This is a genomic window from Psychrobacillus sp. NPDC096426, assembly GCF_044762745.1.
GTDB lineage: Bacteria > Bacillota > Bacilli > Bacillales_A > Planococcaceae > Psychrobacillus.
In genome coordinates, this window is sequence record NZ_JBIWEX010000006.1 from 152,768 (window position 1) to 179,752 (window position 26,985).

The window sequence follows — 26,985 nt, forward strand, 5'->3', positions numbered from 1 at the left end:
TGGTGACTAAAGAAAAGAGAAAAGAAAAGAAATTAACATCTAACGAAAAAGTATTACAAGTGAATAACTTACAAGTTTCTTTTCGAACTTACGGCGGGGAGGTAGAGGCTGTTAGGGGTGTCGACTTTGACTTGTATAAAGGCGAAACACTTGCAATAGTTGGGGAATCTGGTTGTGGTAAAAGTGTTACGTCCAGTGCAATTATGGGGTTAATCCCACAGCCACCTGGAATTATTAAAAACGGGAGTATTTTATTTAAAGGAAAAGAATTAACGAGGATGTCTAAGGCACAGTTGCGGAAAATCCAAGGGGTCGACATTTCGATGATATTTCAAGATCCGATGACTGCTTTAAACCCGACGTTAACGATTGGAGAGCAATTAACAGAAGGACTGCGTACGCATCAGAAAATCGGGAAGAAAGAAGCGAAGGAAAAGGCAATTGACATGTTGAAGTTGGTAGGAATTCCGAATCCAGAAGAGCGTTTAAAGCAGTTCCCTCATCAATTTTCGGGCGGTATGCGTCAACGGATCGTTATAGCTATTGCCCTCATTTGTGATCCGCAAATTTTAATAGCGGATGAGCCAACTACTGCACTAGACGTTACAATACAAGCGCAAATTTTAGAATTGTTTGAAGAAATTCAACGGAAGAAAGAAATATCTATTATATTAATCACGCATGATCTAGGAGTTGTAGCAAAAATAGCGGATCGAATTGCGGTAATGTATGCAGGAAAAATAGTAGAGATTGGCGACAAAAGAGAGATTTTTTATACTCCTGAACATCCATATACGAAGGGGTTACTAAACTCAGTACCCCGATTAGACTTAGTGGAAGAAGAGTTGCAACCAATTGAGGGAACGCCGCCGGATTTATTTTCTCCACCGAAAGGCTGTCCATTTGAGGCGCGATGCGAATATGCAATGGAGGTTTGTGATCATGTATATCCATTCTCATCTAAGTTATCTGAAACGCATGGGGTAGATTGTTGGCTACAAGACGAACGAGCAAAGGTAAAGGTATTGCAAGCACAAGATAAAATTGGATGAGCGCGCGTAAGTGCATTCACATATACAATACAAAGGGGGAACTAGGATGAAGAAGAGGTTATCGTTATTTTTAGTGGCATTATTTGTACTTGTGTTAAGTGCTTGTACAGCTACGAAAGATGCAGGAGAAAAACCGAGCACAGAAACAGAAGGGGATAAAGAGGAAGCAGGAACAGAAACAGAGTCATTGCCAACAGAAAAAGTACTCTATTTGAATAATGGAAATGAACCAACCTCATTCGATCCGTCTGTGGGGTTTGATGCAGTATCTTGGAATTCTTTAAATAATTTAATGGAAGGGTTAGTTAGACTTTCAAAAGACCATCTAGCAGAGCCTGCAACAGCGGAGAAAGTGGATGTGTCAGATGACGGGTTAACGTATACATTTACGATTCGTGATAATGCAAAATGGTCCAATGGTGATCCAGTTTTAGCGAGCGATTTTGTGTATGGATGGCTTCATATGCTTAATCCGGAAACTGCATCTCCGGCAGCGTTTCTTGCGTACTTCATCGAAGGAGCAGAAGCTTACAATAGCGGAACGGGGACTGCTGATGCTGTAGCGATTAAAGCATTAGAAGAAAAAGTGTTTGAAGTGAAACTAAATACACCAACGGAAGCATTTTTAAATATCGTGACGAACCCAAGCTTCTTCCCGGTAAATGAAAAAGTAGCAACGGGAAATCCAACATGGTTTGCAGATGCAGATACTTTCGTTGGGAATGGCCCATTTAAATTAGTAGATTGGAAACATGACGTAAGCTTTAGCTTCGAGAAAAATGAGAACTATTGGGATGTAGCGTCCGTAAAGCTAGATAAAGTAGAATGGGCAATGATCAATGACTCCAATACCGAATATCAAATGTATCAAACAGATGAACTGGATACATCTGGGGTACCATCTGAACTTGCAGAAAGTTTAATGAATGATCCAGAACTAAAAAATGAGGACCAAGCAGGCCTATATTTTTACCGTTTTAACGTATCACAAGAGCCTTTTACAAACAAAAAAATTCGTCAAGCATTTGCTTACGCAGTTAACCAACAGGAAATTGTTGATTATGTAACGAAAAATGGTCAGAAACCAGCCGATGGATTTATCCCTTATGGATTCATAGGACCTGATGGTAAAGAGTTTAGAGAAACTGCTGGAACACTTGTTGGATTTGATGCAGATAAGGCGAAAACTTTATTAGCTGAAGGTATGGTAGAAGAGGGTTACGCGAAACTACCTGAAGTAACATTAACTTATTCTACAAGTGATTCTCACAAGAAAATTGCTGAAGCGCTTCAAAGTGAATTTAAAGAAGTTTTAGGGGTAGATGTGACTTTACAAAATGTTGAAGCGAGTGTATTTGCTGCAGAGCAAAAAGAATTTAAATATCAACTATCACGTTCATCTTTCTTATTTGATTATGCAGATCCTGTGAATGCGCTAGAAAGTTTTATTACTGGTTCCTCGATGAATCGTACAACATGGTCGAATGCAGAGTATGATAAGTTAATCGAGAATATAAAAAATGAAACAGACGAGTCAAAACGTTGGGCGATGTTAATAGAGGCAGATGCATTACTAATGGAAGAAATGCCTATCTTCCCACTTTATTATTACAATCAAGTTACGCTTGAAAAACCGTCTGTATCGGGTATTATTAGACACCCAGTAGGTTATTTGGATCTAAAATGGGCTGATAAAAACTAAAAAAGATGCGGTGCCTTTTGGGTGCCGCCCCTTTTGTCTTAAAAAAGGAGAAAATATAAATGAAAATTCGTCCAAAACGATTACAACAAGGGGATACAATTGGAATTATCGCACCTTCCAGTCCACCAAACTTAGAGCAGTTAAACCGTTCCTTGGCATTTTTAGATGAACTAGGCTTATCTTATAAAATGGGGAAACACGTCGAAAATGTATACGGTTATTTAGCTGGCACAGATGAAGAGCGTTTAGAAGATTTACACGAAATGTTCGCTGATCCGAGTATTGCTGGAATTATTTGTGCAGGTGGAGGATACGGTTCAGCTAGATATGCCGATAAAATCGATTTTCAATTAATGTATGAATGCCCGAAAATTTTCTGGGGCTACTCAGATATCACTTTTTTACATACCGGTATGAATTTATACTCTAATATCGTCACATTCCATGGCCCAATGTTAGCTTCAGACGTAGGGAAAGATACATTTTCCGATTTATCGAAGAAAATGTTTGGACAGCTATTTGAACCGATGGAACTTCACTATACAGAAGCAATCTCTCCACTCGAACCACTTTCGGGAGGAGTAGTGAGAGGTGAATTGACAGGAGGAAATCTATCACTCCTTGCAAGTGGCGTCGGAACAAAGTACGAAGTCGACACGAGAGGGAAGTTATTGTTAATAGAAGACATTGGGGAAGAACCATACCGAGTGGACGGAATGCTCAATCAGCTTAGACAAGCAGGGATATTAGAGGCTGCAGCAGGTTTTGTTATCGGTGATTTTAAAGACGCGGAACCCAAAAAACGTAAAGTTTCCCTATCATTAGACGAAGTGCTAGATCATTACTTAGGACAGCTAGGTAAGCCGGCTGTCAAAGGTTTCAAAATAGGGCACTGCGAACCACATTTTGCCGTTCCACTTGGGGCTGAAGCTGAGCTAGATGCGAATAACTTGTCTTTAGCTATTCTACCAGGTGTCGAATAAAGGAGGGGCAACCGATTGATTATCCAATCCATAGAAACATTTGACGTAGCTATTCCACTTACTAAGCCGTTTAAAACCGCATTACGGACTGTCACTACTGCGTACTCCGTTTATGTGAAAATTACTAGTAGCGAAGGGGTTATTGGATATGGAGAAGCCCCTCCGACTCATGTGATAACGGGAGAGTCAATGGCTAGCATTCGGTATGCGATTAATGAAATAATTGCACCGCAGCTTATCGGGTTAAATTTATTAGAAAGTGAACGTATTTTTCAAAAAATAAATGGTTCACTCATGAGAAATACGAGCGCTAAAGCAGCGATTGATATGGCACTTTATGATTTGCTTGCTCGACAATCTAATCTCCCTTTGTTTCAATTTCTAGGTGGACATAGAGCAGCACTTGAAACTGATTTTACAGTTAGTGTAAACAAGCCAGAAGAAATGGCTGATGACGCAGAAACGTATATAAAAGAAGGATTTAATATGTTAAAAGTAAAAGTTGGTATTGGTGAAATGAAAGAAGACATTGAACGTATTCATGCTATTCGTAAACGAATAGGACATAATCCAAAACTTAGACTGGATGCCAACCAGGGATGGAACGCTAAAGAAGCAGTTAGAGCTATTCGAACAATGGAAGATGCAGGGCTTGAAATTGAATTAGTAGAGCAACCTGTTCCTGCGCACGATTTAAAAGGGTTGAAGTACGTTACCGACCATACGGATACGCCAATTATGGCGGATGAAAGTGTATTTACAGTCCATGATGCAAAAAGTGTATTAGAAATACGGGCTGCAGACTTGATCAATATTAAATTGATGAAATCGGGCGGTATATATAATGCGAATAAGATTAATGCACTCGCTGAAGCAAATGGAGTTGCATGTATGGTAGGAAGTATGATTGAAACGAAAATAGGTATTACAGCTGCAGCCCATTTTGCTGCTAGTCAACCAAATATTCAATACTTCGATTTTGATGCACCATTGATGCTTGCGAAAGATCTAGTTGTTGGTGGAGTCGTCTATGAAGGAAGTAAGATGACGTTTTCAAAAGAACACGGTCTTGGTATTTCAAATTGGAAAATCGTGTAGGGGGTTTTTAGATGGGAACAGGAGCGAGTGAATGGGTTTGTTCCGTAAAAGTAGCGACGGTTTGGACGGAGCCGTCTTCAGCGAGAGAGATAGATACTCCTGGGATTTCAGAACCGGTTCTATTGACAGAGTGGTTGGAAGCATTGACGTATAAAGAACGACTCGCACTTTGTGATGAAAATCGTATACAAACGCAACTTCTTTACGGGGAACCGGTTCTTGTAGAAAAGATAGAAGGTGAATGGGCAAAAATCATTGCTGTATGGCAACCTTCTAAAAAAGATACTCGTGGATATCCTGGTTGGGTTCCAGTAAAACAATTACAAAAATCAGTACATGTTGATTCCATTGGCGTTGCACATGTAAATGCCTCGAAAGTGCAACTGTGGGATAAAGAAGGGAATCCGTTACTTATCGTTCCGATTAATACAATTCTACCAGTTATTTCGGAGGGTGCATCCGTATTTACCGTTCAAACACCTCACGGAGAAGCGATGCTATCAAAAAAATATGTTGAATTTGCGACGTCTATGGAACAATATCCAAAACGTTCTGCGGAAGATGCAGTGACTCTCGGTGAACATTACTTAGATTTACCTTATTTATGGGGTGGGATGTCTCCATATGGCTATGACTGTTCTGGGTTTACGTACAATATGCTAAAGGCGTGCGGATATTTAATCCCGCGTGATGCAAGTGATCAAGCACGAAGTGGGAAAGAAGTTTCGCTACATGAGCCATCCACTTGGAAAAAAGGAGATTTGTTGTTTTTTGCAAACGATGGGGGCACTGGTCCGGTTCGTCATGTTGGATTTTATTATGGAAATGGTCAATTATTGCATTCACCTTCAACAGGAAAAGCGGTTGAAATATTGGTGTTAAAAGGGTCTAAGCTAGAGAAGGAAGTTTGTGCAGTGAGAAGATATGCCGTTTAGGGGGGATATACATGACGGAAAAAGTTCTTTTATCCGTACAAGATTTAAAACGACATTTTGAGCTAGGACGTGGGGAAACGTTAAAAGCTGTTGATGGTATTAGTTTTGATATTGTAAAAGGAGAAACATTTGGACTCGTTGGAGAGTCTGGCTGCGGAAAGTCTACTGCAGGTCGAACAATTTTAGGATTGTACAATAAAACAGAAGGTAATGTTCTTTTTGAAAATAAAAACGTACATGAGATGAACGATAAAGAACGAAAAGAATTTCTTAGAAAGATGCAAATGATCTTTCAAGACCCGTATGCTTCACTAAACCCCAGGTCAACCGTACTAGAAATTATTGCAGAACCAATGGAAGTACATAATTTGTATAAAACGAAAGAAGCAATAAAAAATAGAGTGTATGAATTATTAGAAGACGTTGGTTTAAATAGAGATCATGCTAACCGCTACCCCCATGAGTTTTCCGGTGGACAAAGACAACGAATAGGAATTGCGCGTGCACTCGCGTTAGATCCTGACTTCATCATCGCGGATGAACCAATCTCCGCTTTAGATGTTTCCGTTCAAGCGCAAGTAGTGAAGCTTTTGCAACGGCTGCAAAGAGAAAAGGGATTAACATATTTATTTATTGCGCATGATTTATCGATGGTGAAATACATTTCGGACCGAATTGGAGTGATGTATTTAGGACAGATGGTGGAGCTCACAACGAGTAACCAGTTATACGAGGAGCCATTGCACCCTTATACGCAGGCTTTATTATCGGCTATTCCGATCCCAGATCCAGATATCGAGGAATCCCGTCAACGTATTTTGTTGCATGGTGAGCTGCCAAGTCCGATAAACCCACCATCTGGTTGTGTTTTCAGAACACGCTGCGCGCATGCGATGTCTATTTGTTCAGAAAAAAAACCGGCGTGGAAAGAACAAGAAACAGGACATTTTGTTGCCTGTCATTTATATAATTGACAAGTCGCTGAATTTACTGTATTCTGAAAATAACTTAAAGAAAAAGGAGTGAGGCATTATGGCAAATTTAATTTTAAATACACAAATCAGTAAGTTCATGATGTCCCACTCTAGATATATCTAAAAGCATTGTCTTTTTATGCTTGTCTTTTGGATATGCTTCTTTTCTAATGACCGGGAAACCATGATTGCTGATTTGTGCAATCATGGTTTTTTTATTGTTGTCTAGCTTCAGTGCCTTACCCCTCGGGGTCAAATGGATAATTGCTCCTGCGCGGAGCTCGTCGCAGAAGTTCTTTGCTGTGGTGGCTGAGGAGCTGCCTCCTCGCAATTCCCCATTTGCCTGTCGGGGTAGACATAGGCACTGCCGCTTTTCTACCGAAAATTAGGAGGAAGTAAAATTGAATTTAATTGAAAAATATGGTTGGAACGATAAATGGGAAGAAAAAAAGCAAAGTAGTGGAATCGCAGGTCGCGTCTTATTAGAGCATAAACATTTATATCGCGTTATAACAAATGAAGGAGAATGGCTATGTTCACTTTCTGGAAAGTTTAAATTTGATCATGGTCGTGAAGCATTTCCAGCGGTTGGAGATTGGGTTGTATTGGAACAAATGCCAGGAGAGGAAAAAGGAATCATCCATGAAGTGATCCCTCGTAGCTCACAGTTCTCAAGAAAAGTGGCTGGCTTAACAATAGAGATACAGTTAGTCGCTGTAAATGTCGATTATGTCTTTCTTGTGATGTCCCTTAATGACGATTTTAATGTACGCAGATTAGAGCGATACTTATTAGCAGCATGGGATTCTGGAGCAACTCCTGTCGTTGTTCTGACAAAAAAAGATGCATGTGAGGACTTGGCGTACTATATAAGCGAAGTAGAATCTGTTGCTTTTGGTGTCGATATATTTGCGGTCAGCAGTGTAACAGGAGAAGGGATCGATAATCTGGCAGATCTTTTGTCGGCAGGTAAAACAGGTGCACTTTTAGGATCTTCGGGAGTAGGGAAGTCTTCTTTAATTAATGCTTTGTCTGGCGAAGAGGTAATGGCTGTTAATGAAATTCGAGAAGATGATAGTAAAGGACGACATACAACGACGCATAGAGAGCTTACATTATTACCAGGCGGAGGTTTATTAATAGATACTCCTGGGATGCGAGAATTTCAACTTTGGGATACAAGTGAGGGAGTAAGTGCGAGTTTCAAAGATATTGAGGAACTTGCGGAAGGATGTCGTTTTCGAGACTGTAAGCATGTAAAAGAACCAGGTTGTGCAATACAAGGGGCATATACTCAGGTGTACTTAAAGAAGAGCGATATAGAAGCTATGTAAAGTTAATGAGAGAACTTGCACACATCGAGCGAAAAAATGATGTGGCTGCTCGAAAAGTAGAGCGTGGTAAATGGAAACAAATTACGAAAACACAGAGAAGTAATTATTCGAAGAAAAAATAAACGGTAGAAAAGGAGACCAGGATGATTCAGTTGCTTAATCATCGCCACAAAGAGATAGCAGATCAACTGTTGGCGATCCAACTTCCAGCTTATCAAATAGAAGCGGAGATCATACAGTTTAATGGAATTCCCCGGCTAAATGACACATCTCAAAGCCTTATGAGTTCCGATGAAATTTTCCTCGGTTATTTTGAAGGGTTAAAATTAGCAGGATTTATCTCATTTACAGAAACGACAGAACTGATCGACATCTGTAGGCTTGTTGTTCACCCAAAATATTTTCGAAAAGGCATTGCATCTTTGTTGCTAACATACCTATTGTCAACTAAACAGTCCGTTCAACAAATAGTTGTAACGACAGGAGCTAAAAATACACCGGCTATCCGATTGTATGAACGTTTTGGATTCTCTAAAACAAAGGATATCGAAGTAGAGCCCAACTTCTTCATTACCCAACTGAACTATCGTTAAATAAAATAGATATTGAAAAAGAATTCCTTTTTAACTACTAATTCATTCGATTAGTAGTTTTTTTTATTCTTAAGGAAATATATATGTAGACGGTATGCCACGATTTAGGGATACTGCGCACTAAAAAGCTCGATTAAGTGTTCGCTATGATATCCGCTTCAGGCGGACGCTTTCCGCGGGCATGGCTTCAATCTCCTCGTCGCTGCGCTCCTGCGGGGCTTTCAGCTCATGCTATTGCCGCTGGAGTCGCCGCCTTCCGCTTCAATCTACGAAATAAGCTATCTAATTAGCGTTTAGCTAAACAAACCAATAAGAAATATTAGAACCGTTGCATGAAGGCAAAAGCGGTAGCTATCACTATATGAAAAAAATTGCTTATCAATCAGTGAACATGAGCTTCACTATGTTATGTATTACTAAATAATGAATATTTTTTTGAGAAATGATTGCTTCCGTGCCTAAATTGGTTGCTCTTAACCATTTACTGGATCAATTTTTACGAGATACTTACTATTGAATTTCCTCTTCGATTTTAATAAAACTTTTGGTTTATAAAGATAGAAACTAATTTGTCAGCAAGCTCCTTTGATTTTCGCGATAGGGTGGCGACTCCTGCGGGATGAGTGAGACAGATAAGCCATCACAACGTACGCGTAGCGTCGGTGATGGCTTATCGCTCACCCCGCGGAAAGCGTCCACCCTGAAGCGGAAATCCTAGCGGAAACCTAATTGTTGCGCAGTATCCCTATACTGCACCTTCTCCAAGGCGTCAAAAACCAAGATACTTTTAAAGACCATTCATGTTTTTTTATTCGAAAAATCGGGAACACTGAAGTAAGAATCGTATCAATTGCACATCCATAATTTTCTCGTTATAATATAGTCAAAGTTAGTCAAAGTCAGTTTGCGAGAAGAGGTGAGAAGGTGAAAAATATATCTGACATTATTGAAGGGTATTTGAAGTCAATTATAGAAGAAGAGAGTAGGGGGCAAATTGAAATAAAAAGAAGTGAAATTGCTGAAAAATTTCAGTGTGTCCCATCGCAGATAAATTATGTGATTAATACTCGATTCACCCAAGATCGCGGATACTTAGTGGAAAGTAAACGCGGTGGCGGTGGATATATTCGAATCCTCCGCGTTCGTGCGCATACGAAAGCTGATTTGATTGAGCATATAATACAAAGTCTAGAAAATGGTGCATCTGAATCGGTAACTGAAGATATTGTGTTCAGATTAATCGATGAAGAAGTTGTTTCTAATCGAGAAGCAAAACTCATTTTAGCTGCGCTTGATCGAACGACACTTGCTATTCCACTGCCGGCAAGAGACGACCTGCGAGCGCGTATCCTGTGCGCAATGTTACTGACATTAAAATATGAAAAAAAGTGAAAATTAACGGGGTGTTGAAAGGTGATTTGTGAAAATTGTAAGCAACGACCAGCAAAAGTAACGGTTACGCAAGTGCATAACGGTGAACACTTTGAAAGACATTATTGTGAGGTTTGTGCAAATAGTCTGCACCCGTTTTATGTAGAATATAAACAAGATCCATTATCTCTCCATCAACTATTATCGAATTGGTTCAATCATACAGATCAGCAGCCAATGCAACAAATACAGAAAAAACCTCCATTAGAATGCGAAGCGTGCGGTTGGTCTATTCAACAATTTTTAGAAGAAGGCAAATTTGGTTGTGCCTCTTGTTACAATAGTTTTCGTGGGCAGCTGCCTACCGTGTTTAAACGTTTACATAACGGGAACGTGGCACATGTAGGAAAAGCGCCTGGTGCATTCGGTGAAAAATTAGCGTTGAAAAAACGCATTGAAGCAATACGATTGCAGATGAAAGAAGCAATTGAAACAGAAAAATTCGAAGACGCAGCACTGCTCAGAGATGAGGCAAGGGAACTAGAAGATAAGCTTACCGCTGGAGGTGAAGAAACGCATGTCGATTGAACGTTTTTTAGATAATTCCATCTCCAGTTGGATGGCAGGAGATGGTGAGCATTCCGATATTGTCATGAGTACAAGAATTCGACTAGCAAGAAACTTAAATGGATATCGATTTCCGCTTGCATTTACAGAAGATGAAGCGCATAAAATTGACCAATCTGTTTCAGCCACACTATTAGATGCCAATGAGGATCTACAGAGGAACTTTTCTTCCATTCAAATAAAAGACCTGTCCGAATTGAGTCGCCAAGTGCTTGTAGAAAAGCATTTAATAAGTCCTAAACTAGCAAATTCGCCGATGACTGGTTCCGCTCTAATATCCGATGACGAGGCTGTTAGCGTAATGGTCAATGAAGAAGATCATATTCGTATTCAATGCTTATTTCCGGGGCTTCAAATTCAAGAAGCATATATGCAGGCCGACGCAATTGATCGAGTTTTAGAAAAAGAGTTATCCTATGCATTTGATGAACAATTCGGCTATTTAACAAGCTGTCCTACTAATACAGGGACTGGGCTACGCGCGTCTGTCATGATGCATTTACCCGCTTTAACGATAACCAAACAAATGAACCGAATCGTCACAATCATTTCCAGGTTAGGAATGGTTGTGAGAGGGATTTACGGGGAAGGTAGTGAAGCGCTCGGGAATGTGTACCAAGTATCCAATCAAACAACGCTTGGTAAATCAGAGGAAGACATAATTGCCGATCTTCAAAGCATTACGGAACAAATTATTCAGAAAGAAAGAGAAGCAAGGAATGCACTCTTAAAGCATTCAGCCAGCACACTAGAGGATCGGTTATATCGTTCATTAGGAACATTGTCATACGCACGTATTATGACAACGGAAGAGGCAGCTAAATGTCTGTCCGATGTGCGTTTAGGTATAGACATGGGACTCATTGAAGATGTGGATGTGACTATATTGAATGAATGTATGGTCTTTATGCAACCAGGGTTTTTACAACAATATGCCGGAACTACTTTAAATACTTCAGAGCGAGATTTGTTTCGAGCGAAGTTGTTAAGAGAACGGTTGCAAAAGGGAGAAAAAACGAAAACAAAAGGAGAGAACTCGTATGATGTTTAATCGATTCACACAAAGATCACAAAAAGTTTTACAATTAGCGCAAGAAGAAGCGATACGCTTAAAGCACGAATCTATCGGTACAGAACATATATTGCTCGGATTAATCCGTGAAGGTAGTGGTATTGCGGCAAAAGCATTAGAAGCGATTGAAGTGGATACAAAAGTTATTGAAGTCGGAATTGAAGAGTTAGTAGGAACTGGAGCAGAAGAAGTTGGACCAATCGTCAACTATACACCACGTGCGAAAAAAGTAATTGAGCTTTCTGTAGACGAGTCTCGTAAACTGGGGCATTCCTATATAGGTACGGAGCATTTATTACTAGCATTGATCCGTGAAGGAGAAGGTGTAGCTGCAAGAGTTTTAAATAATGCAGGTGTTAGTCTAAATAAGGCTCGCCAACAAGTACTTCAATTACTAGGTAGTAATGACCAATCTCATGGAAATGCTAATAATAGTGCAGCTCCAGCTAGTACTCCCACACTCGATGGATTAGCACGCGATTTAACCCAAATCGCTAGAGAAGGTACATTAGATCCAGTAGTTGGACGTAGTAAAGAAATTACACGTGTAATCGAGATCTTAGCGCGCCGGACAAAAAACAATCCTGTATTAATAGGGGAACCTGGTGTTGGTAAAACAGCGATTGCAGAAGGTCTTGCGCAACAAATTATTCAAAATGAAGTGCCAGAAATATTGCGAGACAAACGAGTAATGACGCTTGACATGGGAACGGTAGTTGCTGGTACTAAATATCGTGGTGAATTTGAAGACCGATTGAAAAAAGTAATGGATGAAATTCGCCAAGCGGGAAATGTTATTCTATTCATCGATGAGCTTCATACGTTAATCGGTGCAGGTGGAGCGGAAGGTGCAATTGATGCTTCGAATATTTTAAAACCAGCACTTGCACGCGGAGAAATTCAATGTATTGGTGCGACAACATTAGATGAATATCGAAAATATATTGAAAAAGATGCAGCATTAGAACGTCGTTTTCAACCGATTCAAGTAGATGAACCATCAGTTGCTGAAGCAATTCAAATTATATATGGCTTACGCGATCGTTATGAGGCGCATCATCGCGTAAAAATTACCGACGAAGCTGTAGAAGCGGCAGTGAAAATGTCAGACCGATATATATCAGATCGTTTTTTACCAGATAAAGCAATCGATTTAATCGATGAGGCAGGCTCAAAAGTAAGGCTGCGTTCTTACACAACACCTCCTAATTTAAAAGAATTAGAAGCAAAGTTGGAAGCGATTCGTTCGGAGAAAAATGCTGCGGTTCAAAGTCAAGAATTTGAAAAAGCTGCATCTTTCCGTGACAAAGAACAAAAGCTTAAAGACGAGCTCGAAAAAATGAAAAATGACTGGAAAGAAAAACAAGGAAAAGAAGAGTCAGAAGTAACGGTGGAAGATATCGCAGCGGTTGTATCCATGTGGACGGGAGTACCAGTATCTAAACTTGCACAAACAGAATCTGAAAAGTTATTAAAACTAGAAGAAAAGTTGCATGAACGCGTAATTGGTCAGTCAGAAGCAGTCGATGCAATTTCCAGAGCAATTCGCCGTGCTCGTGCTGGATTAAAAGATCCTAAACGTCCAATCGGTTCCTTTATTTTCCTTGGACCTACTGGTGTCGGTAAAACAGAACTTGCTCGTGCGCTTGCAGAAGTCATGTTTGGTGATGAAGATGCTATGATTCGCGTAGATATGTCTGAGTATATGGAAAAACATTCAACTTCACGTCTTGTAGGTTCTCCTCCAGGTTACGTTGGATTTGATGACGGTGGGCAGTTAACGGAAAAAGTACGTCGTAAACCTTATTCCGTTATTTTGTTAGATGAAATAGAGAAAGCACATCCAGATGTGTTTAATATTCTTCTTCAAGTTTTAGAAGATGGTCGACTAACAGATTCGAAAGGACGTACGGTTGACTTCCGTAATACGGTGGTCATTATGACGTCTAACGTAGGGGCAGATGCACTTAAATACAATAAACATGTTGGATTTAACCTACAAGAAGGTGGAAAAACGGATTATAAAGATATGAAGGGTAAAATGCTGGAAGAATTGAAAAAAGCATTCCGACCTGAATTTTTAAACCGTATCGATGAAATGATCGTGTTCCACTCACTTGAAAGAGAACATTTAAAGCAAATTGTTTCACTTATGACAGAACAATTAGCGAAACGTTTGAAAGAACAAGGTATTGATCTAGAGCTTACGGAAGCAGCTCAAGAGAAAATAACAACTGAGGGATACGATCCAACATATGGTGCACGTCCGTTGCGTAGAGCACTACAAAAGCATGTAGAAGATCGACTTTCTGAGGAGTTATTAAAAGGCGAAGTATTAGCGGGTCAACATGTCGTATTTGATGTGGAAAATGATGAATTTGTTGTGCGTACAAAAGCAGCAGTAGCAGCAAAAAACTAATATTGCGGGCATTCCGAACCTGATGGACGGAATGCCCTTTTTACATAGGAGGCACCATGGCCAAGAAAAAGACGAAATTTATGTGTAATGCTTGCGGATACGAGGCAGCTAAATGGATGGGAAGATGTCCAGGATGCGGTGAATGGAACACGATGGTAGAAGAAATAGAAATTGTCTCAAAAGGTCCAAAGCGTACGTTTCAGCATTCTACAGGTGTAACACAAAAAGCAACCCCTATTATTGCAGTGGAAACAGTAGAAGAACCGCGAGTGGGAACAGACTTTGGTGAGTTAAATCGTGTGCTTGGCGGAGGAATAGTACCGGGTTCGCTTGTGTTAATAGGAGGAGATCCGGGTATTGGAAAGTCGACGCTTCTTTTGCAAGTTTCCGCATTACTTGCGAATAAAGGAGAGCGTGTATTGTATATTTCTGGTGAAGAATCTATCCGCCAAACAAAGCTTCGTGCAGAACGTTTAGGGGTTACTTCAGCGGAACTGTATATTTATTCGGAAACAAACTTAGAACTGATTAATGAAACAATTGATAGCGTCGAACCGAAATTTGTTATCGTGGATTCTATTCAAACAGTACATCATCCCGAAGTAACAAGTGCTCCAGGTAGTGTGTCCCAAGTGCGGGAATGTACAGCGGAACTAATGCGGATTGCCAAGACGAAAAATGTCGCTGTCTTTTTAGTAGGGCATGTAACAAAAGAAGGGCAAATCGCGGGTCCTCGTATTCTAGAACATATGGTAGATACCGTTTTATATTTTGAAGGAGAACGACATCATACGTATCGAATTTTAAGATCTCAAAAAAATCGATTCGGTTCGACAAATGAAATTGCGATATTTGAAATGGTGCAGCAAGGATTAAAAGAAGTGTTAAATCCATCTGAGTTATTTTTACAAGAACGTTCACATGGCGCGGCGGGATCGGCAATTGTTGCTTCTATGGAAGGGACAAGACCAATCTTGGTTGAAATCCAAGCGCTTGTGACCCAATCCAGTTTTAACTATCCGAAACGAATGGCAACGGGAATCGATCAAAACCGGGTGTCATTACTCATGGCTGTACTAGAAAAACGTATGGGATTATTACTTCAAACACAAGATGCATATATAAAAGTTGCGGGTGGAGTGAAGTTAGATGAACCTGCGATCGATTTAGCCGTCCTAGTAAGTATCGTATCCAGTTTTCGCGATACAGGAGTAACTCCTACCGATTGTTTTATAGGAGAAGTTGGGCTAACAGGGGAAGTACGAAGAGTCTCTAGAATAGAACAACGAGTACAGGAAGCAGCAAAGTTAGGGTTCAAACGAGCGATAGTTCCAGCATCTAATATAGGTGGATGGGATTACCCAAAAGGAATTCAAGTTATTGGTGTAGAATCTGTAAACGAAGTAATGAAAGAAGCTTTTTCTTAAGGGAAAGCATAAAAGGTATACTGCTTGTAGTCTTAATAGACGTATGAAGACTACAAGCAGTATAATTAATAATCAATGGAGGTGGCATTTTGTTGAAATGGATTATACAAATAGCATTTGTTTTGATCGGTGGTACATTGGGGTTATTATTATTACCGCATTTATACGAATTCATTAATTTATCTGATAACCCTTGGATCCACAATCCTTACGTATCTGTTCTAATTGGAGCAGTTTTACTTTATGTTGTAGCCTTGTTTTTAACGGATTACTTAATAAACTTTATTAAGTGGATGGAAGAACGTCTGTTGAGGGCGCCGATTGGAGATTTACTTTTTGGTACACTCGGGTTAGTTATTGGATTAATTGTTGCATTTTTACTTGGATCGGCAATTAATAATATTGCCATTCCAGGCATTGACTCTGTCGTACCTGTATTATTATCCATTGTTCTTGGATATTTAGGGTTTCAGGTTGGGTTTAAAAAACGAGATGAGTTACTTCATGTCTTTACTTCGACCAAGCAGCAAACTAGCAAAAAGAAATTAGCGGATGAAGAGATGACACAAGATTTAAGTTTGGGTACGTATAAGCTGTTGGATACAAGTGTTATTATTGATGGTCGTATTACGGACATTTCGGAAACAGGATTTATCGAAGGAGTATTGGTTGTTCCTCAGTTCGTCTTAACGGAGCTGCAACATATCGCGGATTCTTCTGACACACTTAAAAGAACGAGAGGTCGCCGTGGTTTAGATGTGTTGAAAAAGTTACAAACCGAGCGTGCTTCTGCAGTATTAATAGTGGAAGAAGACTTTGAGGATATACAAGAAGTAGATTTAAAACTGGTTCGTCTAGCGAAAAAGATGAATGGGATTGTTGTCACTAATGATTTTAATTTGAATAAAGTATGCGATTTACATCAGGTCCGGGTTCTTAATATTAATGACTTAGCGAATGCAGTTAAACCTGTCGTTATTCCTGGGGAAATAATGCATGTAGTGGTCATTAAAGATGGAAAAGAACATAATCAAGGCGTTGCTTATCTAGATGATGGTACGATGATTGTTGTAGAAGGTGGGAAAGCATATATCGGTCAGGCGTTAAATGTGGAAGTGACAAGTGTTTTGCAAACTTCCGCAGGTCGCATGATTTTCGCGAAACCACAAGAATCAAAATAAGGGAGAGGGGTTGTTTCCTATTTTTTAGTAGGAAAACGCCCTTTTTCTATGTAGTGTAGGGAGGGTACGCTAATGGTATATACGGTATTATTACCTGCTGCTGGAAGTGGAAAACGAATGGGAGCAGGCCAAAATAAACTTTTTCTAGAACTAAGAAAGATTCCTATCTTAATACATACATTACGCGCTTTTGAACAAGATCCGAAGTGCCATCAAATTGTATTGGCAGTGAAAAAAGAAGAACAAGCTTTTATTGAAAAGTTAATAGCGGAACATCGTATTAGTAAGGTTGCTGCAATTACCGAGGGAGGAACAGAACGTCAACATAGTGTATATGCTTGCCTGAAAGTTTCTCCTTTGAATGGCATTTTACTTGTGCACGATGCAGCAAGACCATTCATTAGACGAACGGTTATCCACCGGTTAGTACAAGCTGCAGAACAATTTGGGGCAGCGGTAGCAGCAGTTCGTGCAAAGGACACGATGAAAAAAGTAGAAAATGGTATAATCCAAGAAACAGTAGATCGTGAAAGCCTATGGATTATTCAAACCCCGCAAGCGTTCAAGTATGATGTACTGGAAAAAGCGGAAAGACTAGCAGAAAAAGAAGGATTTTTAGGTACAGACGAAGCAATGCTAGTGGAACGACTAGGTGGGCATGTTCATATTGTGGAAAGTACATACGATAATGTGAAAATGACAACACAAGAAGATCTTCTCTTGGGAGAAGTAATATTAACTAAACGAGAGCAGGAGGAGCAATAGAATGATGCGAATTGGTCAAGGATTTGATGTACATGAGTTTGCGGATGACCGTCCGTTAATAATAGGGGGGGTAACAATTCCTTACGAAAGAGGGCTTATCGGGCATTCTGATGCAGACGTACTACTTCACACAGTTACTGACGCAGCACTTGGAGCAATCGGAGAAGGGGATATCGGAAGACATTTCCCAGACACGGATCCTGATTTTAAAGATGCTGATTCCGCAAAACTACTGGAATACATTTGGAAGCTTGTGGATGAAAGAGGATATAAATTAGGGAATATCGATTGTACGATCATTGCACAAAAACCAAAAATGGCTCCACATATTGAAACGATTCGTGCACGAGTTGCAGAACTACTTCAGGCAGATGTAAGTCAGGTGAATGTAAAAGCAACAACGACAGAAAAATTAGGTTTTACAGGTCGTGAAGAAGGCATAGCTTCGATGGCAACTATATTACTTGTAAAGAAAGACTAACTTTCAAAAACAGGTAAGCGGTGGTAAAATAATATAAGTTTATATGTACGAAAACTAGGAGGATATACAATGACACAAGAAGTTCGGGTACGCTACGCACCAAGTCCAACAGGGCATTTGCATATTGGAGGAGCACGTACAGCATTATTCAACTATTTATATGCACGTCATCATAACGGGAAGTTTATCGTGCGTATTGAAGATACCGATATTGAACGTAATATTGAAGGTGGCGAATTATCACAGCTTGAAAATTTAAAGTGGTTAGGTATTGATTACGATGAGTCTGTTGATATTGGAGGACCTTATGCACCATATCGCCAAATGGAGCGTCTAGACGTTTATACTTCGCATGCAAAAGAAATGCTAGAAAAAGGACATGCCTATAAATGCTTCTGTACATCAGAAGAATTAGAGGCTGACCGTGAAGTGCAAAAAGCAAATGGAGTAGCCGCTCCTATGTATAATGGCAAATGCCGTCACTTATCAGCAGAAGAAGTACAAGCAAAAGAAGCGGATGGACTTCCACACACAATTCGTATGCTTGTTCCGGAAAATGTGACGTATACATTTGAGGATTTAGTGCGCGGATCGGTGACTTTTGAGTCGAAGGATGTTGGTGATTGGGTTCTTGTTAAAGCAAATGGGATACCAACGTATAACTATGCTGTGGTATTAGACGATCATTTTATGAAAATTTCCCATGTATTCCGAGGGGAAGAGCATCTATCTAATACACCAAAACAATTGATGGTATTCGATGCATTTGGATGGGAATATCCAAAGTACGGTCATATGACATTAATCATTAATGAAAATCGTAAAAAACTGTCAAAACGTGACGAATCAATTATTCAATTTGTTACCCAATATAAAGAACTTGGTTACTTGCCAGAAGCAATGTTTAACTTCTTTGCATTATTAGGCTGGTCTCCTGAAGGGGAAGAAGAAATCTTCTCTAAAGAAGAGTTTATTAAAATATTTGATGTAAACCGCCTATCTAAATCTCCATCTATGTTCGATAAACAAAAACTAACATGGATGAACAATCAATACATCAAGCAGTTGCCATTAGAAAAGGTAATTGAACTTGCACTACCACACTTACAAAAGGCGGAGCTTCTTCCGGTTGAATTATCAGAAGAACAACGTGTGTGGGCAACTAACTTAATCGCACTTTACCATGACCAAATGAGTTATGGAGCAGAAATCGTAGAATTATCATCTTTATTCTTTAACGATGAACTTGCATATAATGAAGAAGCGACCGAAGTGTTAGAGGGAGAGCAAGTCCCAGAAGTAATGGCTGCATTTAAAGTGCAATTAGAGAACTTAGAAACTTTTGAGGCAACAGAGATTAAAGCTGCGATTAAAGCTGTACAAAAAGAAACTGGACATAAAGGAAAAAATTTATTTATGCCAATTCGTGTCGTAACGACTGGTCAAACACATGGCCCTGAGTTAGCAGATGCTATTAGCTTAATCGGTAAAGAAAAAGTAATCGAACGAGTTGCTAAATACGCAAAACAATAAGATTGACTTTCCGCTTCTAAGGTGTGAAAATGAGGGTACAAATGCGAGAACGGAAAAAATAGAAAGCGAAGAAGAGGAGAAGTAAGTAACGCATGTTCTTTAGAGAGGACCATCACCGGCTGAAAATGGTCTGAACGAGTGAGTTACCGAAATGCACCTCAGAGCGCCATGCTGAACATGTGTAGTAGGCTGGACGTATCATCTGCGTTAAAGATGTCGAGTGGGAAAGAAATATGTATTTTTCCAATCAGAGTGGAACCGCGCTTATTTGCGTCTCTGTCTATATGTATAGACAGAGGCGTTTTTTATTTGCCAATAAAAAGAGGGAGGAACTAATATGTTTGAACGTATGAAAGAAGACATAGCCGTCGTTTTTGAACAAGATCCCGCAGCGACTAGCAAATTAGAAGTAATATTAACATACGCCGGTTTACATGCCATTTGGAGTCATCGAATCGCGCATGCTTTATATAAAAAGCACTTTTTCTTCCTTGCTCGAGCAATCTCTCAAATAAGCCGATTCTTCACTGGTATTGAGATTCATCCTGGAGCCACAATTGGTAGACGTTTTTTTATAGACCACGGTTCAGGTGTTGTAATTGGGGAGACTTGTGAAATTGGGAATGACTGTACGATTTATCAAGGTGTTACACTAGGTGGGACAGGAAAAGAAAAAGGGAAGAGACATCCAACTCTTGCGGATAATGTACTCATTGCAACAGGAGCGAAAGTATTAGGATCCATTACAATTGGGGAAAATAGTAAAGTGGGTGCAGGTTCGGTTGTACTGAAAGATGTACCGATGAACTCTACAGTTGTTGGTATACCGGGAGTTGTCGTTATCCAAGACGGAGTAAAAGTGAAACGAAACTTAGATCATCAAGACTTGCCGGATCCATTTGCTGACCGTTGCAAAAAGATGGAAGAAGAAATTGCAGCACTTCAAGAAGAAATTAGACAACTAGCAAATGAAAGGGAGAAACACTTATTATGACTATACAAATTTTCAACACATTAAAGCGTGAAAAAGAACCATTTGTGCCGATGGAAGAAGGAAAGGTAAAAATGTACGTTTGTGGTCCAACTGTCTACAACTACATTCATATTGGAAATGCGCGTCCTGTTATTGTTTACGATACAGTAAGAAAGTATTTGCAATACCGAGGATACGATGTGACGTTTGTATCGAACTTTACAGATGTAGATGACAAAATTATTAAAGCTGCAAATGAGCTAGGAGAAGATGTATCAGAGTTAACCGATCGTTTTATAAAAGCCTATTTTGCTGATGTGGAAGCACTTGGTTGCAGTAGAGCAGATGCACATCCTCGTGTAACGGATCATATGAACGAAATTATAGATTTTATTCAAGTGTTAGTAGAAAAAGGATATGCATACGAATCACAAGGCGATGTGTATTACCGTACGAGAAAGTTTGATGGCTACGGTAAACTCTCCCATCAATCGGTGGATGATTTAAAAGTTGGAGCACGTATCGAAACTGGAGAAAAGAAGGAAGATGCTTTAGATTTCGCTCTATGGAAAGCGGCGAAACCAGGAGAGATATTCTGGGAAAGTCCATGGGGTCAAGGGCGTCCTGGTTGGCATATTGAATGCTCTGTGATGGCACGTGAAATACTTGGAGATACAATTGACATTCATGCCGGGGGGCAAGATTTAACTTTTCCTCACCATGAAAACGAAATTGCTCAGTCAGAAGCTAGAACAGGTAAAACATTTGCACGATATTGGATGCATAATGGGTATATTAATATTGATAACGAAAAAATGTCTAAATCACTCGGTAACTTTGTGCTTGTAAATGATATTCGTCAGCAAATTGACCCGCAAGTATTACGTCTATTTATGCTAAGTGTACATTACCGCCATCCGATCAACTATTCAGTCGAACTAGTAGAGCAAGCAGAAGCAGGTCTTGATCGTATTCGTACCGCATATGCAAATGTAATACATCGTCTGAATGCCACAGCAGATTTGGGTGATCATCACGATATTTGGTTGCATAAAATCGCGGAAGTCCAAACACAATTCGAAATAGCGATGGACGATGATTTCAATACAGCCAATGGCATTGCGGCAATTTTTGAATTGTCGAAGCTTGCGAATACTTATTTGCTAGAAAAACAAACCGCTGAACAAGTGTTAAAACAGTTCATAACAGTATTTGATAAGTTAATGGCCGTATTGGGTATAACGCTTCAACAAGAAACCGAAGTATTGGATGAAGAAATTGACGCGTTAATCGAAGAGCGGAACCAAGCGAGAAAAGATCGAAATTTCGCTCGTGCTGACGAAATAAGAGATCAATTGAAAGAAATGAATATTATTTTGGAAGATACTGCGCAAGGTATCCGATGGAAACGGGGATAAACTTGTGGGAAATTTTAAGCAATCTGATGTAAAACAACTAAATGCTTTGGCTTTAGCGTATATGGGAGATGCTGTATTCGAACAAGTGGTTCGACAGCATCTCATCTATTCTGGACGCGTGAAACCTAATACTTTGCATAAAGAAGCAACGAAGTATGTGTCTGCAAAAGCACAAGCAACAATCGTTCGAGAAATGTTGAATACCGAGTTTCTGACAGAAGAAGAGGAAGCGGTGCTTCGAAGAGGTCGAAATGCGAAATCAGGTACAGTTCCAAAAAATACAGATGTCCAAACATATCATTATAGTACTGCGTTTGAAGCAGTTGTAGGAAGTCTATACTTAAGTAAACAAGAAGAACGACTACAGGAAGTACTACAATTTGCAATCGATTTTATAGATGCACAGAAAGGGGAGACAAAGTAAATGGCAGAACAAACAGAGCAAACGGGTGAAATTATTGCAGGGAAAAATCCTGTAGTGGAAGCATTGCGCTCAGGTAGAGATATGAATAAGGTATGGCTTGCAGAAGGAATCCAAAAAAGTGGAGTTTCTGAAATCATGCAATTAGCAAAAGAAGCTGGAATCATCGTTCAATTTGTACCGAAAAAGAAATTGGATGGTTTGACTGATGCGAATCATCAAGGAATTGTCGCATCTGTTGCAGCCTATCGATATGCGGAATTAGACGATTTGTTTACTTTAGCGGCAAGTAAGCAAGAGGATCCACTTTTTATCATTTTAGATGAAATCGAGGATCCGCATAATCTTGGTTCGATTATGCGAACGGCAGATGCGGTAGGAGCACATGGTATTATCATTCCGAAAAGACGTGCAGTTGGCCTGACAGCTGTTGTTGCAAAAGCTTCTACTGGTGCGATTGAACATATCCCGGTATACCGCGCAGGCAATTTGTCACAAACCGTAGATGAGTTAAAAGAACGCGGTGTGTGGATTGCTGGAACAGATGCTCAAAAATCAACGGATTATCGTAATATGGATGCAACGCTCCCACTTGCACTAATCATTGGAAGCGAAGGAAAAGGGATGAGTCGTTTGTTGAAAGAAAAATGTGATTTTCTTTATCATTTGCCAATGGTCGGTCATGTAACTAGTTTGAATGCGTCAGTAGCTGCGTCAATACTGTTATACGAAGTATTACGCGTCAGAAATCCGCTTAAAGGATAAAAATAATGCAAATTCTACTTGTCGATGGATATAACATCATCGGCGCATGGAGCGAGTTAAGAAAGTTAAAAAATGATAAATTACTAGACGCTAGAGACCGATTAATCGAGCTAATGGCAGAATATAAAGCATTTACAGGTATTCGAGTGATTGTTGTTTTTGATGCCCATCTAGTGCCAGGTATTGAGCATAAAAAGAAAGAATATGATGTGGAAATCATTTATACGCGAAAAAATGAAACGGCAGATGAACGTATTGAAAAACTTACTTTAGAACTTAGTGGCAGAAGGGTACAAATTTATGTAGCAACTTCTGATATGACAGAGCAGAGAGTGATATTTGGGCAAGGAGCGCTAAGAAAGTCGGCAAGGGAATTTGAGATTGAAATGATGGCTATTTCCTCGAATATCACGAAAAAAATGAAGCATATACAAGACAATAAACCTACTTCTACAATTACACTAACAGAAGAAGTTGCAGAAATTTTCGAAAAATGGCGAAGAGGAATGAAATGATTCATTGACGCTGTAAAATTTCTTCCTGTATACTTATGGTAACTATTAGTAATTTGGCTGAGGTGACTTCATTGGATAAGACAGAACAGAAGCTACAACAATTGGATAGTTTACTAGATGAGGAACTTGTAGAGCTAGTTCATCAAGGGAGCACTGAAGCGCTAGATTTTTTAATAACCAAGTATCGTTCGTTCGTTCGAATGAAAGGAAGATCATATTTTTTAATAGGTGCCGATAAAGAAGATATTATCCAAGAAGGAATGATAGGATTATATAAAGCAATACGAGATTTCAAAGAGGAGAAGTTATCTTCTTTTCGTGCGTTTGCCGAGTTATGTATTACTAGACAAATTATTACTGCGATTAAAACCGCAACTCGTCAAAAGCATATACCGTTGAACTCTTATATCTCTTTGGACAAGCCTATTTACGATGAAGAGTCAGATCGAACGCTAATGGATATGATTGCTGGTTCGGTCGTGGATGACCCGGAGGAGCTAATTATTAATCGAGAAGATTATAATTACATGGAAGGGAAGATGGCTGAAATTTTAAGTGAGCTAGAGCAACAAGTGCTTGCTCTATATTTGGATGGACAGTCTTACCAAGAAATCTCCGAAGAGTTAAACCGGCACGTAAAGTCAATTGACAATGCCTTGCAACGTGTAAAGAGAAAACTAGAACGCTATATGGAGATTGACAATAATTATGTATAAACACTTTTGTTCAGTTGACACCGTTTCCGTAAAATGATAATCTTGAAAAAGAATTATACGCCAAAAAGGTGATAAAATGACAAAGAAAATTGTCTTGAACTGTGTGCAATGTGGTCATCGGAATTATACAGTTCCGGCGCCAAAAGAAAGTACATCTATACGTATAGAACGAAAAAAATACTGTACGCATTGTAACGCACATACACTTCATAAACAAACGCTATAAGTATGAAAGTAAGATAGATTTTCCATGTGGAGGTTTAGCTAGAATGGCTAATGTAGGTGGATTTTTTAAAAATGTAATGTCTGAAATGAGAAAAGTAAGTTGGCCGAAACGTAAAGAACTGACACGTTATACAGTGATTGTTCTTGCTACGGTTGTAGTAATGGCTGTGTTTTTTGCTTTAGTAGATTTAGGGATTTCAGAACTATTCCGTTGGTATCTAGAATTATAAGATGTAGCATGTAAATATTTTTTGAAAATAGCCCGTCTTAGAAACGAACGGGTTTTTTCATTTGTCTAAAGAAAAGGAGGGAAAGGACGCTAGGTCCTAAAATCTATGGAGAAAAATTGGTACGTTGTTCATACTTACTCTGGGTATGAAAATAAAGTGAAAGCAAATTTAGAAAAACGTGTAGAAACGATGGGGATGTCAGATAAAATTTTCCGAGTGTTTATCCCTGAGCAGGAAGAAATTGATTTTAAAGATGGGAAAAAGCGCGTCGTTTTAAGAAAAACTTTCCCTGGATATGTATTTGTAGAACTAATTATGACAGATGATGCTTGGTATGTTGTTCGAAACACACCAGGAGTGACTGGTTTCCTTGGCTCTTCAGGTGGAGGGACAAAACCAACTCCTTTAGCTCCGGAAGAAGTGCAATCCATGTTAAAACAAATGGCTACAGACGATCTTAGAGTAGAAGTCGATTTCTCAGTAGGAGAATTGGTGGAAGTTTTAGAAGGACCGTTTGCTCACTTCCAAGGAAAAGTAGAAACGATCGATTCAGAAAAAGCAAAAGTAACCGTTTCAGTAGATATGTTTGGTCGAGAAACGAATATGGAATTAGATTTTGATCAAGTGATTAAAATTTAATTATGTATAGATGCTTGCAGAAGTAACAAAAAAATGGTATCATTTCAAAGGTCAGACTGAAAATACGTCTGCATAAATTTTCTAATGTTATCAGCGCAGAGCTGAGAGACAGATATTTGAGTGGGAGGGGCAACCCAATTACCACATCACGGACTTAAGGAGGTGTGTCTCGTGGCTAAAAAAGTGATTAAAGTTGTTAAATTACAAATTCCTGCTGGTAAAGCAAACCCAGCACCACCGGTTGGTCCTGCATTAGGACAAGCGGGTGTTAACATCATGGGATTCTGTAAGGAGTTCAACGCACGTACTGCAGATCAAGCAGGTCTAATCATTCCGGTTGAAATTTCTGTATTTGAAGACCGTTCATTTACTTTCATTACAAAAACTCCGCCGGCAGCAGTGTTACTTAAAGTAGCAGCAGGTATTCAATCTGGATCAGGTGAACCGAACCGCGTAAAAGTGGCAAAAGTTAAACGTGAAAAAGTTCGCGAAATCGCAGAACAAAAAATGCCAGATTTAAATGCAGCATCTGTTGAAGCAGCTATGTTGATGGTTGAAGGTACTGCACGTAGCATGGGTATTACGATCGAAGACTAATACTTAATGTGCATTTTGATATGACGCATTTGTTTTTTGAAAGGTTGTAGTTGTTCATTAATTAGGATAACTGCAACCTTTACACGTGGGAGGTTTATTCCGCTAAAACCACTATCAAGGAGGACGTTTTAAAATGGCTAACAAAGGTAAAAAGTTACAAGAAGCAGCTAAATTAGTTGATAACAGCACATTGTACTCAGCTAAAGAAGCTATCGAGCTTGCGAAAAAAACAAGCACAGTTAATTTCGACGCAACAGTAGAGGTTGCTTTCCGTTTAGGAATCGACACTCGTAAAAACGATCAACAAATCCGTGGGGCAGTTGTACTTCCAAACGGTACTGGTAAAACACAACGCGTATTAGTATTCGCTAAAGGTGAAAAGCTTAAAGAAGCTGAAGCTGCTGGTGCAGACTACGTAGGCGATGTAGAATATATCAACAAAATCCAACAAGGATGGTTTGACTTCGATGTAATCGTAGCTACTCCTGATATGATGGGTGAAGTTGGTAAAATCGGTCGTGTTCTTGGGCCAAAAGGTTTAATGCCAAACCCAAAAACAGGTACTGTTACTTTTGACGTAACAAAAGCAATCGAAGAAATTAAAGCTGGTAAAGTTGAATACCGCGCTGATAAAGCTGGAATCATCCATGCTCCAATCGGTAAAGTTTCTTTCGAAGACGATAAATTAGTAGAAAACTTCATGGCTGTATTTGAAGTGATTCAAAAAGCTAAACCAGCTGCTTCAAAAGGTGTTTACATGAAGTCTGTAAATGTTACAACTACTATGGGGCCAGCTGTAAAAGTTGACGCTCAATCGATTAAATAATAATTGACAACGTAAAGTTTATCTGTTAAGATGGCTTTTGTTGTGAAATATACATTTGTACCGAAGACAGTAGGAGTGACTTGTCACTTAATATCCTACCGAGGACAAGCAAA

The 26,985-nt window shown here is 39.5% G+C and carries 27 protein-coding genes, 1 pseudogene and 2 other annotated features (1 of these 30 running past the window's edge); all 28 genes and pseudogenes read left to right on the top strand.

Annotated features, from left to right (window positions below; all coding sequences use genetic code 11):
* Positions 1–2: 2 nt before the first annotated feature.
* Positions 3–1,052 carry an ABC transporter ATP-binding protein gene (locus ACIQYS_RS07240; RefSeq protein WP_402976839.1) on the top strand — a complete coding sequence of 350 codons (1,050 nt, stop codon included), beginning with the start codon at positions 3–5 and terminating at the stop codon, positions 1,050–1,052.
* Between the two features lie 46 nt (positions 1,053–1,098).
* Positions 1,099–2,754: a peptide ABC transporter substrate-binding protein gene (locus tag ACIQYS_RS07245; RefSeq protein WP_402976842.1), complete on the top strand. Its 1,656-nt coding sequence runs from the start codon at positions 1,099–1,101 to the stop codon at positions 2,752–2,754.
* 59 nt (positions 2,755–2,813) lie between these two features.
* Positions 2,814–3,737, top strand: coding sequence for a S66 peptidase family protein (locus ACIQYS_RS07250; RefSeq protein WP_402976845.1), 924 nt, complete (start codon positions 2,814–2,816; stop codon positions 3,735–3,737).
* A 15-nt stretch (positions 3,738–3,752) separates the two neighbouring features.
* On the top strand, positions 3,753–4,835 hold the full coding sequence (locus ACIQYS_RS07255) for a mandelate racemase/muconate lactonizing enzyme family protein (protein ID WP_402976848.1): 1,083 nt from the start codon (positions 3,753–3,755) through the stop codon (positions 4,833–4,835).
* A gap of 11 nt (positions 4,836–4,846) precedes the next feature.
* Positions 4,847–5,770 carry a C40 family peptidase gene (locus tag ACIQYS_RS07260; protein WP_402976851.1) on the top strand — a complete coding sequence of 308 codons (924 nt, stop codon included), beginning with the start codon at positions 4,847–4,849 and terminating at the stop codon, positions 5,768–5,770.
* Between the two features lie 11 nt (positions 5,771–5,781).
* Positions 5,782–6,744, top strand: coding sequence for an ABC transporter ATP-binding protein (locus ACIQYS_RS07265; RefSeq protein ID WP_402976854.1), 963 nt, complete (start codon positions 5,782–5,784; stop codon positions 6,742–6,744).
* Positions 6,745–7,145: 401 nt separating this feature from the next.
* A pseudogene (gene rsgA, locus ACIQYS_RS07270) lies at positions 7,146–8,200 on the top strand (ribosome small subunit-dependent GTPase A).
* 21 nt (positions 8,201–8,221) lie between these two features.
* Entirely contained in the window at positions 8,222–8,671 is a 450-nt protein-coding gene (locus ACIQYS_RS07275) for a GNAT family N-acetyltransferase (protein ID WP_402976857.1), read from the top strand.
* 924 nt (positions 8,672–9,595) lie between these two features.
* Positions 9,596–10,063 (top strand): CtsR family transcriptional regulator, encoded by a 468-nt coding sequence (locus tag ACIQYS_RS07280; RefSeq protein ID WP_402976860.1) that lies wholly within the window; start codon positions 9,596–9,598, stop codon positions 10,061–10,063.
* 21 nt (positions 10,064–10,084) lie between these two features.
* Positions 10,085–10,630: a UvrB/UvrC motif-containing protein gene (locus ACIQYS_RS07285; protein WP_402976862.1), complete on the top strand. Its 546-nt coding sequence runs from the start codon at positions 10,085–10,087 to the stop codon at positions 10,628–10,630.
* Positions 10,620–11,720 (top strand): protein-arginine kinase McsB, encoded by a 1,101-nt coding sequence (gene mcsB, locus ACIQYS_RS07290; protein ID WP_402976865.1) that lies wholly within the window; start codon positions 10,620–10,622, stop codon positions 11,718–11,720. Before ACIQYS_RS07285 ends, mcsB begins: the two co-directional genes overlap by 11 nt.
* Positions 11,710–14,160 (top strand): ATP-dependent Clp protease ATP-binding subunit, encoded by a 2,451-nt coding sequence (locus ACIQYS_RS07295; protein ID WP_402976868.1) that lies wholly within the window; start codon positions 11,710–11,712, stop codon positions 14,158–14,160. Before mcsB ends, ACIQYS_RS07295 begins: the two co-directional genes overlap by 11 nt.
* A gap of 56 nt (positions 14,161–14,216) precedes the next feature.
* Entirely contained in the window at positions 14,217–15,587 is a 1,371-nt protein-coding gene (radA, locus tag ACIQYS_RS07300) for a DNA repair protein RadA (RefSeq protein ID WP_402976871.1), read from the top strand.
* Between the two features lie 89 nt (positions 15,588–15,676).
* A complete protein-coding gene (locus ACIQYS_RS07305) occupies positions 15,677–16,768 on the top strand; it encodes a PIN/TRAM domain-containing protein (protein ID WP_402976874.1) in 1,092 nt (363 codons plus the stop codon).
* Between the two features lie 72 nt (positions 16,769–16,840).
* Complete coding sequence (ispD, locus tag ACIQYS_RS07310; protein WP_402976877.1) at positions 16,841–17,533, top strand: 2-C-methyl-D-erythritol 4-phosphate cytidylyltransferase; 693 nt, start codon at positions 16,841–16,843, stop codon at positions 17,531–17,533.
* Between the two features lies 1 nt (position 17,534).
* Complete coding sequence (gene ispF, locus ACIQYS_RS07315) at positions 17,535–18,014, top strand: 2-C-methyl-D-erythritol 2,4-cyclodiphosphate synthase (RefSeq protein ID WP_402976880.1); 480 nt, start codon at positions 17,535–17,537, stop codon at positions 18,012–18,014.
* A gap of 69 nt (positions 18,015–18,083) precedes the next feature.
* Positions 18,084–19,547 (top strand): glutamate--tRNA ligase, encoded by a 1,464-nt coding sequence (gene gltX / locus ACIQYS_RS07320; protein ID WP_402976883.1) that lies wholly within the window; start codon positions 18,084–18,086, stop codon positions 19,545–19,547.
* A gap of 59 nt (positions 19,548–19,606) precedes the next feature.
* Positions 19,607–19,828: a binding site (T-box leader), on the top strand.
* A 56-nt stretch (positions 19,829–19,884) separates the two neighbouring features.
* Positions 19,885–20,541 carry a serine O-acetyltransferase gene (gene cysE, locus ACIQYS_RS07325; protein ID WP_402976886.1) on the top strand — a complete coding sequence of 219 codons (657 nt, stop codon included), beginning with the start codon at positions 19,885–19,887 and terminating at the stop codon, positions 20,539–20,541.
* A complete protein-coding gene (gene cysS / locus ACIQYS_RS07330) occupies positions 20,538–21,938 on the top strand; it encodes a cysteine--tRNA ligase (protein ID WP_402976888.1) in 1,401 nt (466 codons plus the stop codon). The genes cysE and cysS overlap by 4 nt, the downstream gene beginning before the upstream one ends.
* A gap of 4 nt (positions 21,939–21,942) precedes the next feature.
* Positions 21,943–22,362, top strand: a complete 420-nt coding sequence (locus tag ACIQYS_RS07335; RefSeq protein WP_402976891.1) for a Mini-ribonuclease 3 — start codon at positions 21,943–21,945, stop codon at positions 22,360–22,362.
* Positions 22,363–23,124 (top strand): 23S rRNA (guanosine(2251)-2'-O)-methyltransferase RlmB, encoded by a 762-nt coding sequence (rlmB, locus tag ACIQYS_RS07340; protein ID WP_402976894.1) that lies wholly within the window; start codon positions 22,363–22,365, stop codon positions 23,122–23,124. It abuts the gene before it with no gap.
* A gap of 5 nt (positions 23,125–23,129) precedes the next feature.
* Positions 23,130–23,639 carry an NYN domain-containing protein gene (locus ACIQYS_RS07345; protein ID WP_402976897.1) on the top strand — a complete coding sequence of 170 codons (510 nt, stop codon included), beginning with the start codon at positions 23,130–23,132 and terminating at the stop codon, positions 23,637–23,639.
* Positions 23,640–23,710: 71 nt separating this feature from the next.
* Positions 23,711–24,355, top strand: a complete 645-nt coding sequence (sigH, locus tag ACIQYS_RS07350) for an RNA polymerase sporulation sigma factor SigH (RefSeq protein WP_402976900.1) — start codon at positions 23,711–23,713, stop codon at positions 24,353–24,355.
* A gap of 76 nt (positions 24,356–24,431) precedes the next feature.
* On the top strand, positions 24,432–24,581 hold the full coding sequence (gene rpmG / locus ACIQYS_RS07355; RefSeq protein WP_402976903.1) for a 50S ribosomal protein L33: 150 nt from the start codon (positions 24,432–24,434) through the stop codon (positions 24,579–24,581).
* Between the two features lie 43 nt (positions 24,582–24,624).
* On the top strand, positions 24,625–24,810 hold the full coding sequence (secE, locus tag ACIQYS_RS07360) for a preprotein translocase subunit SecE (protein ID WP_402976906.1): 186 nt from the start codon (positions 24,625–24,627) through the stop codon (positions 24,808–24,810).
* A gap of 105 nt (positions 24,811–24,915) precedes the next feature.
* Positions 24,916–25,449: a transcription termination/antitermination protein NusG gene (gene nusG, locus ACIQYS_RS07365; protein ID WP_402976909.1), complete on the top strand. Its 534-nt coding sequence runs from the start codon at positions 24,916–24,918 to the stop codon at positions 25,447–25,449.
* A 171-nt stretch (positions 25,450–25,620) separates the two neighbouring features.
* Positions 25,621–26,046, top strand: coding sequence for a 50S ribosomal protein L11 (gene rplK, locus ACIQYS_RS07370; RefSeq protein WP_282241552.1), 426 nt, complete (start codon positions 25,621–25,623; stop codon positions 26,044–26,046).
* Between the two features lie 133 nt (positions 26,047–26,179).
* Positions 26,180–26,872, top strand: a complete 693-nt coding sequence (rplA, locus tag ACIQYS_RS07375; RefSeq protein ID WP_402976913.1) for a 50S ribosomal protein L1 — start codon at positions 26,180–26,182, stop codon at positions 26,870–26,872.
* Positions 26,873–26,914: 42 nt separating this feature from the next.
* Positions 26,915–26,985 (top strand) — a sequence feature (ribosomal protein L10 leader region); it runs 73 nt beyond the window's last position.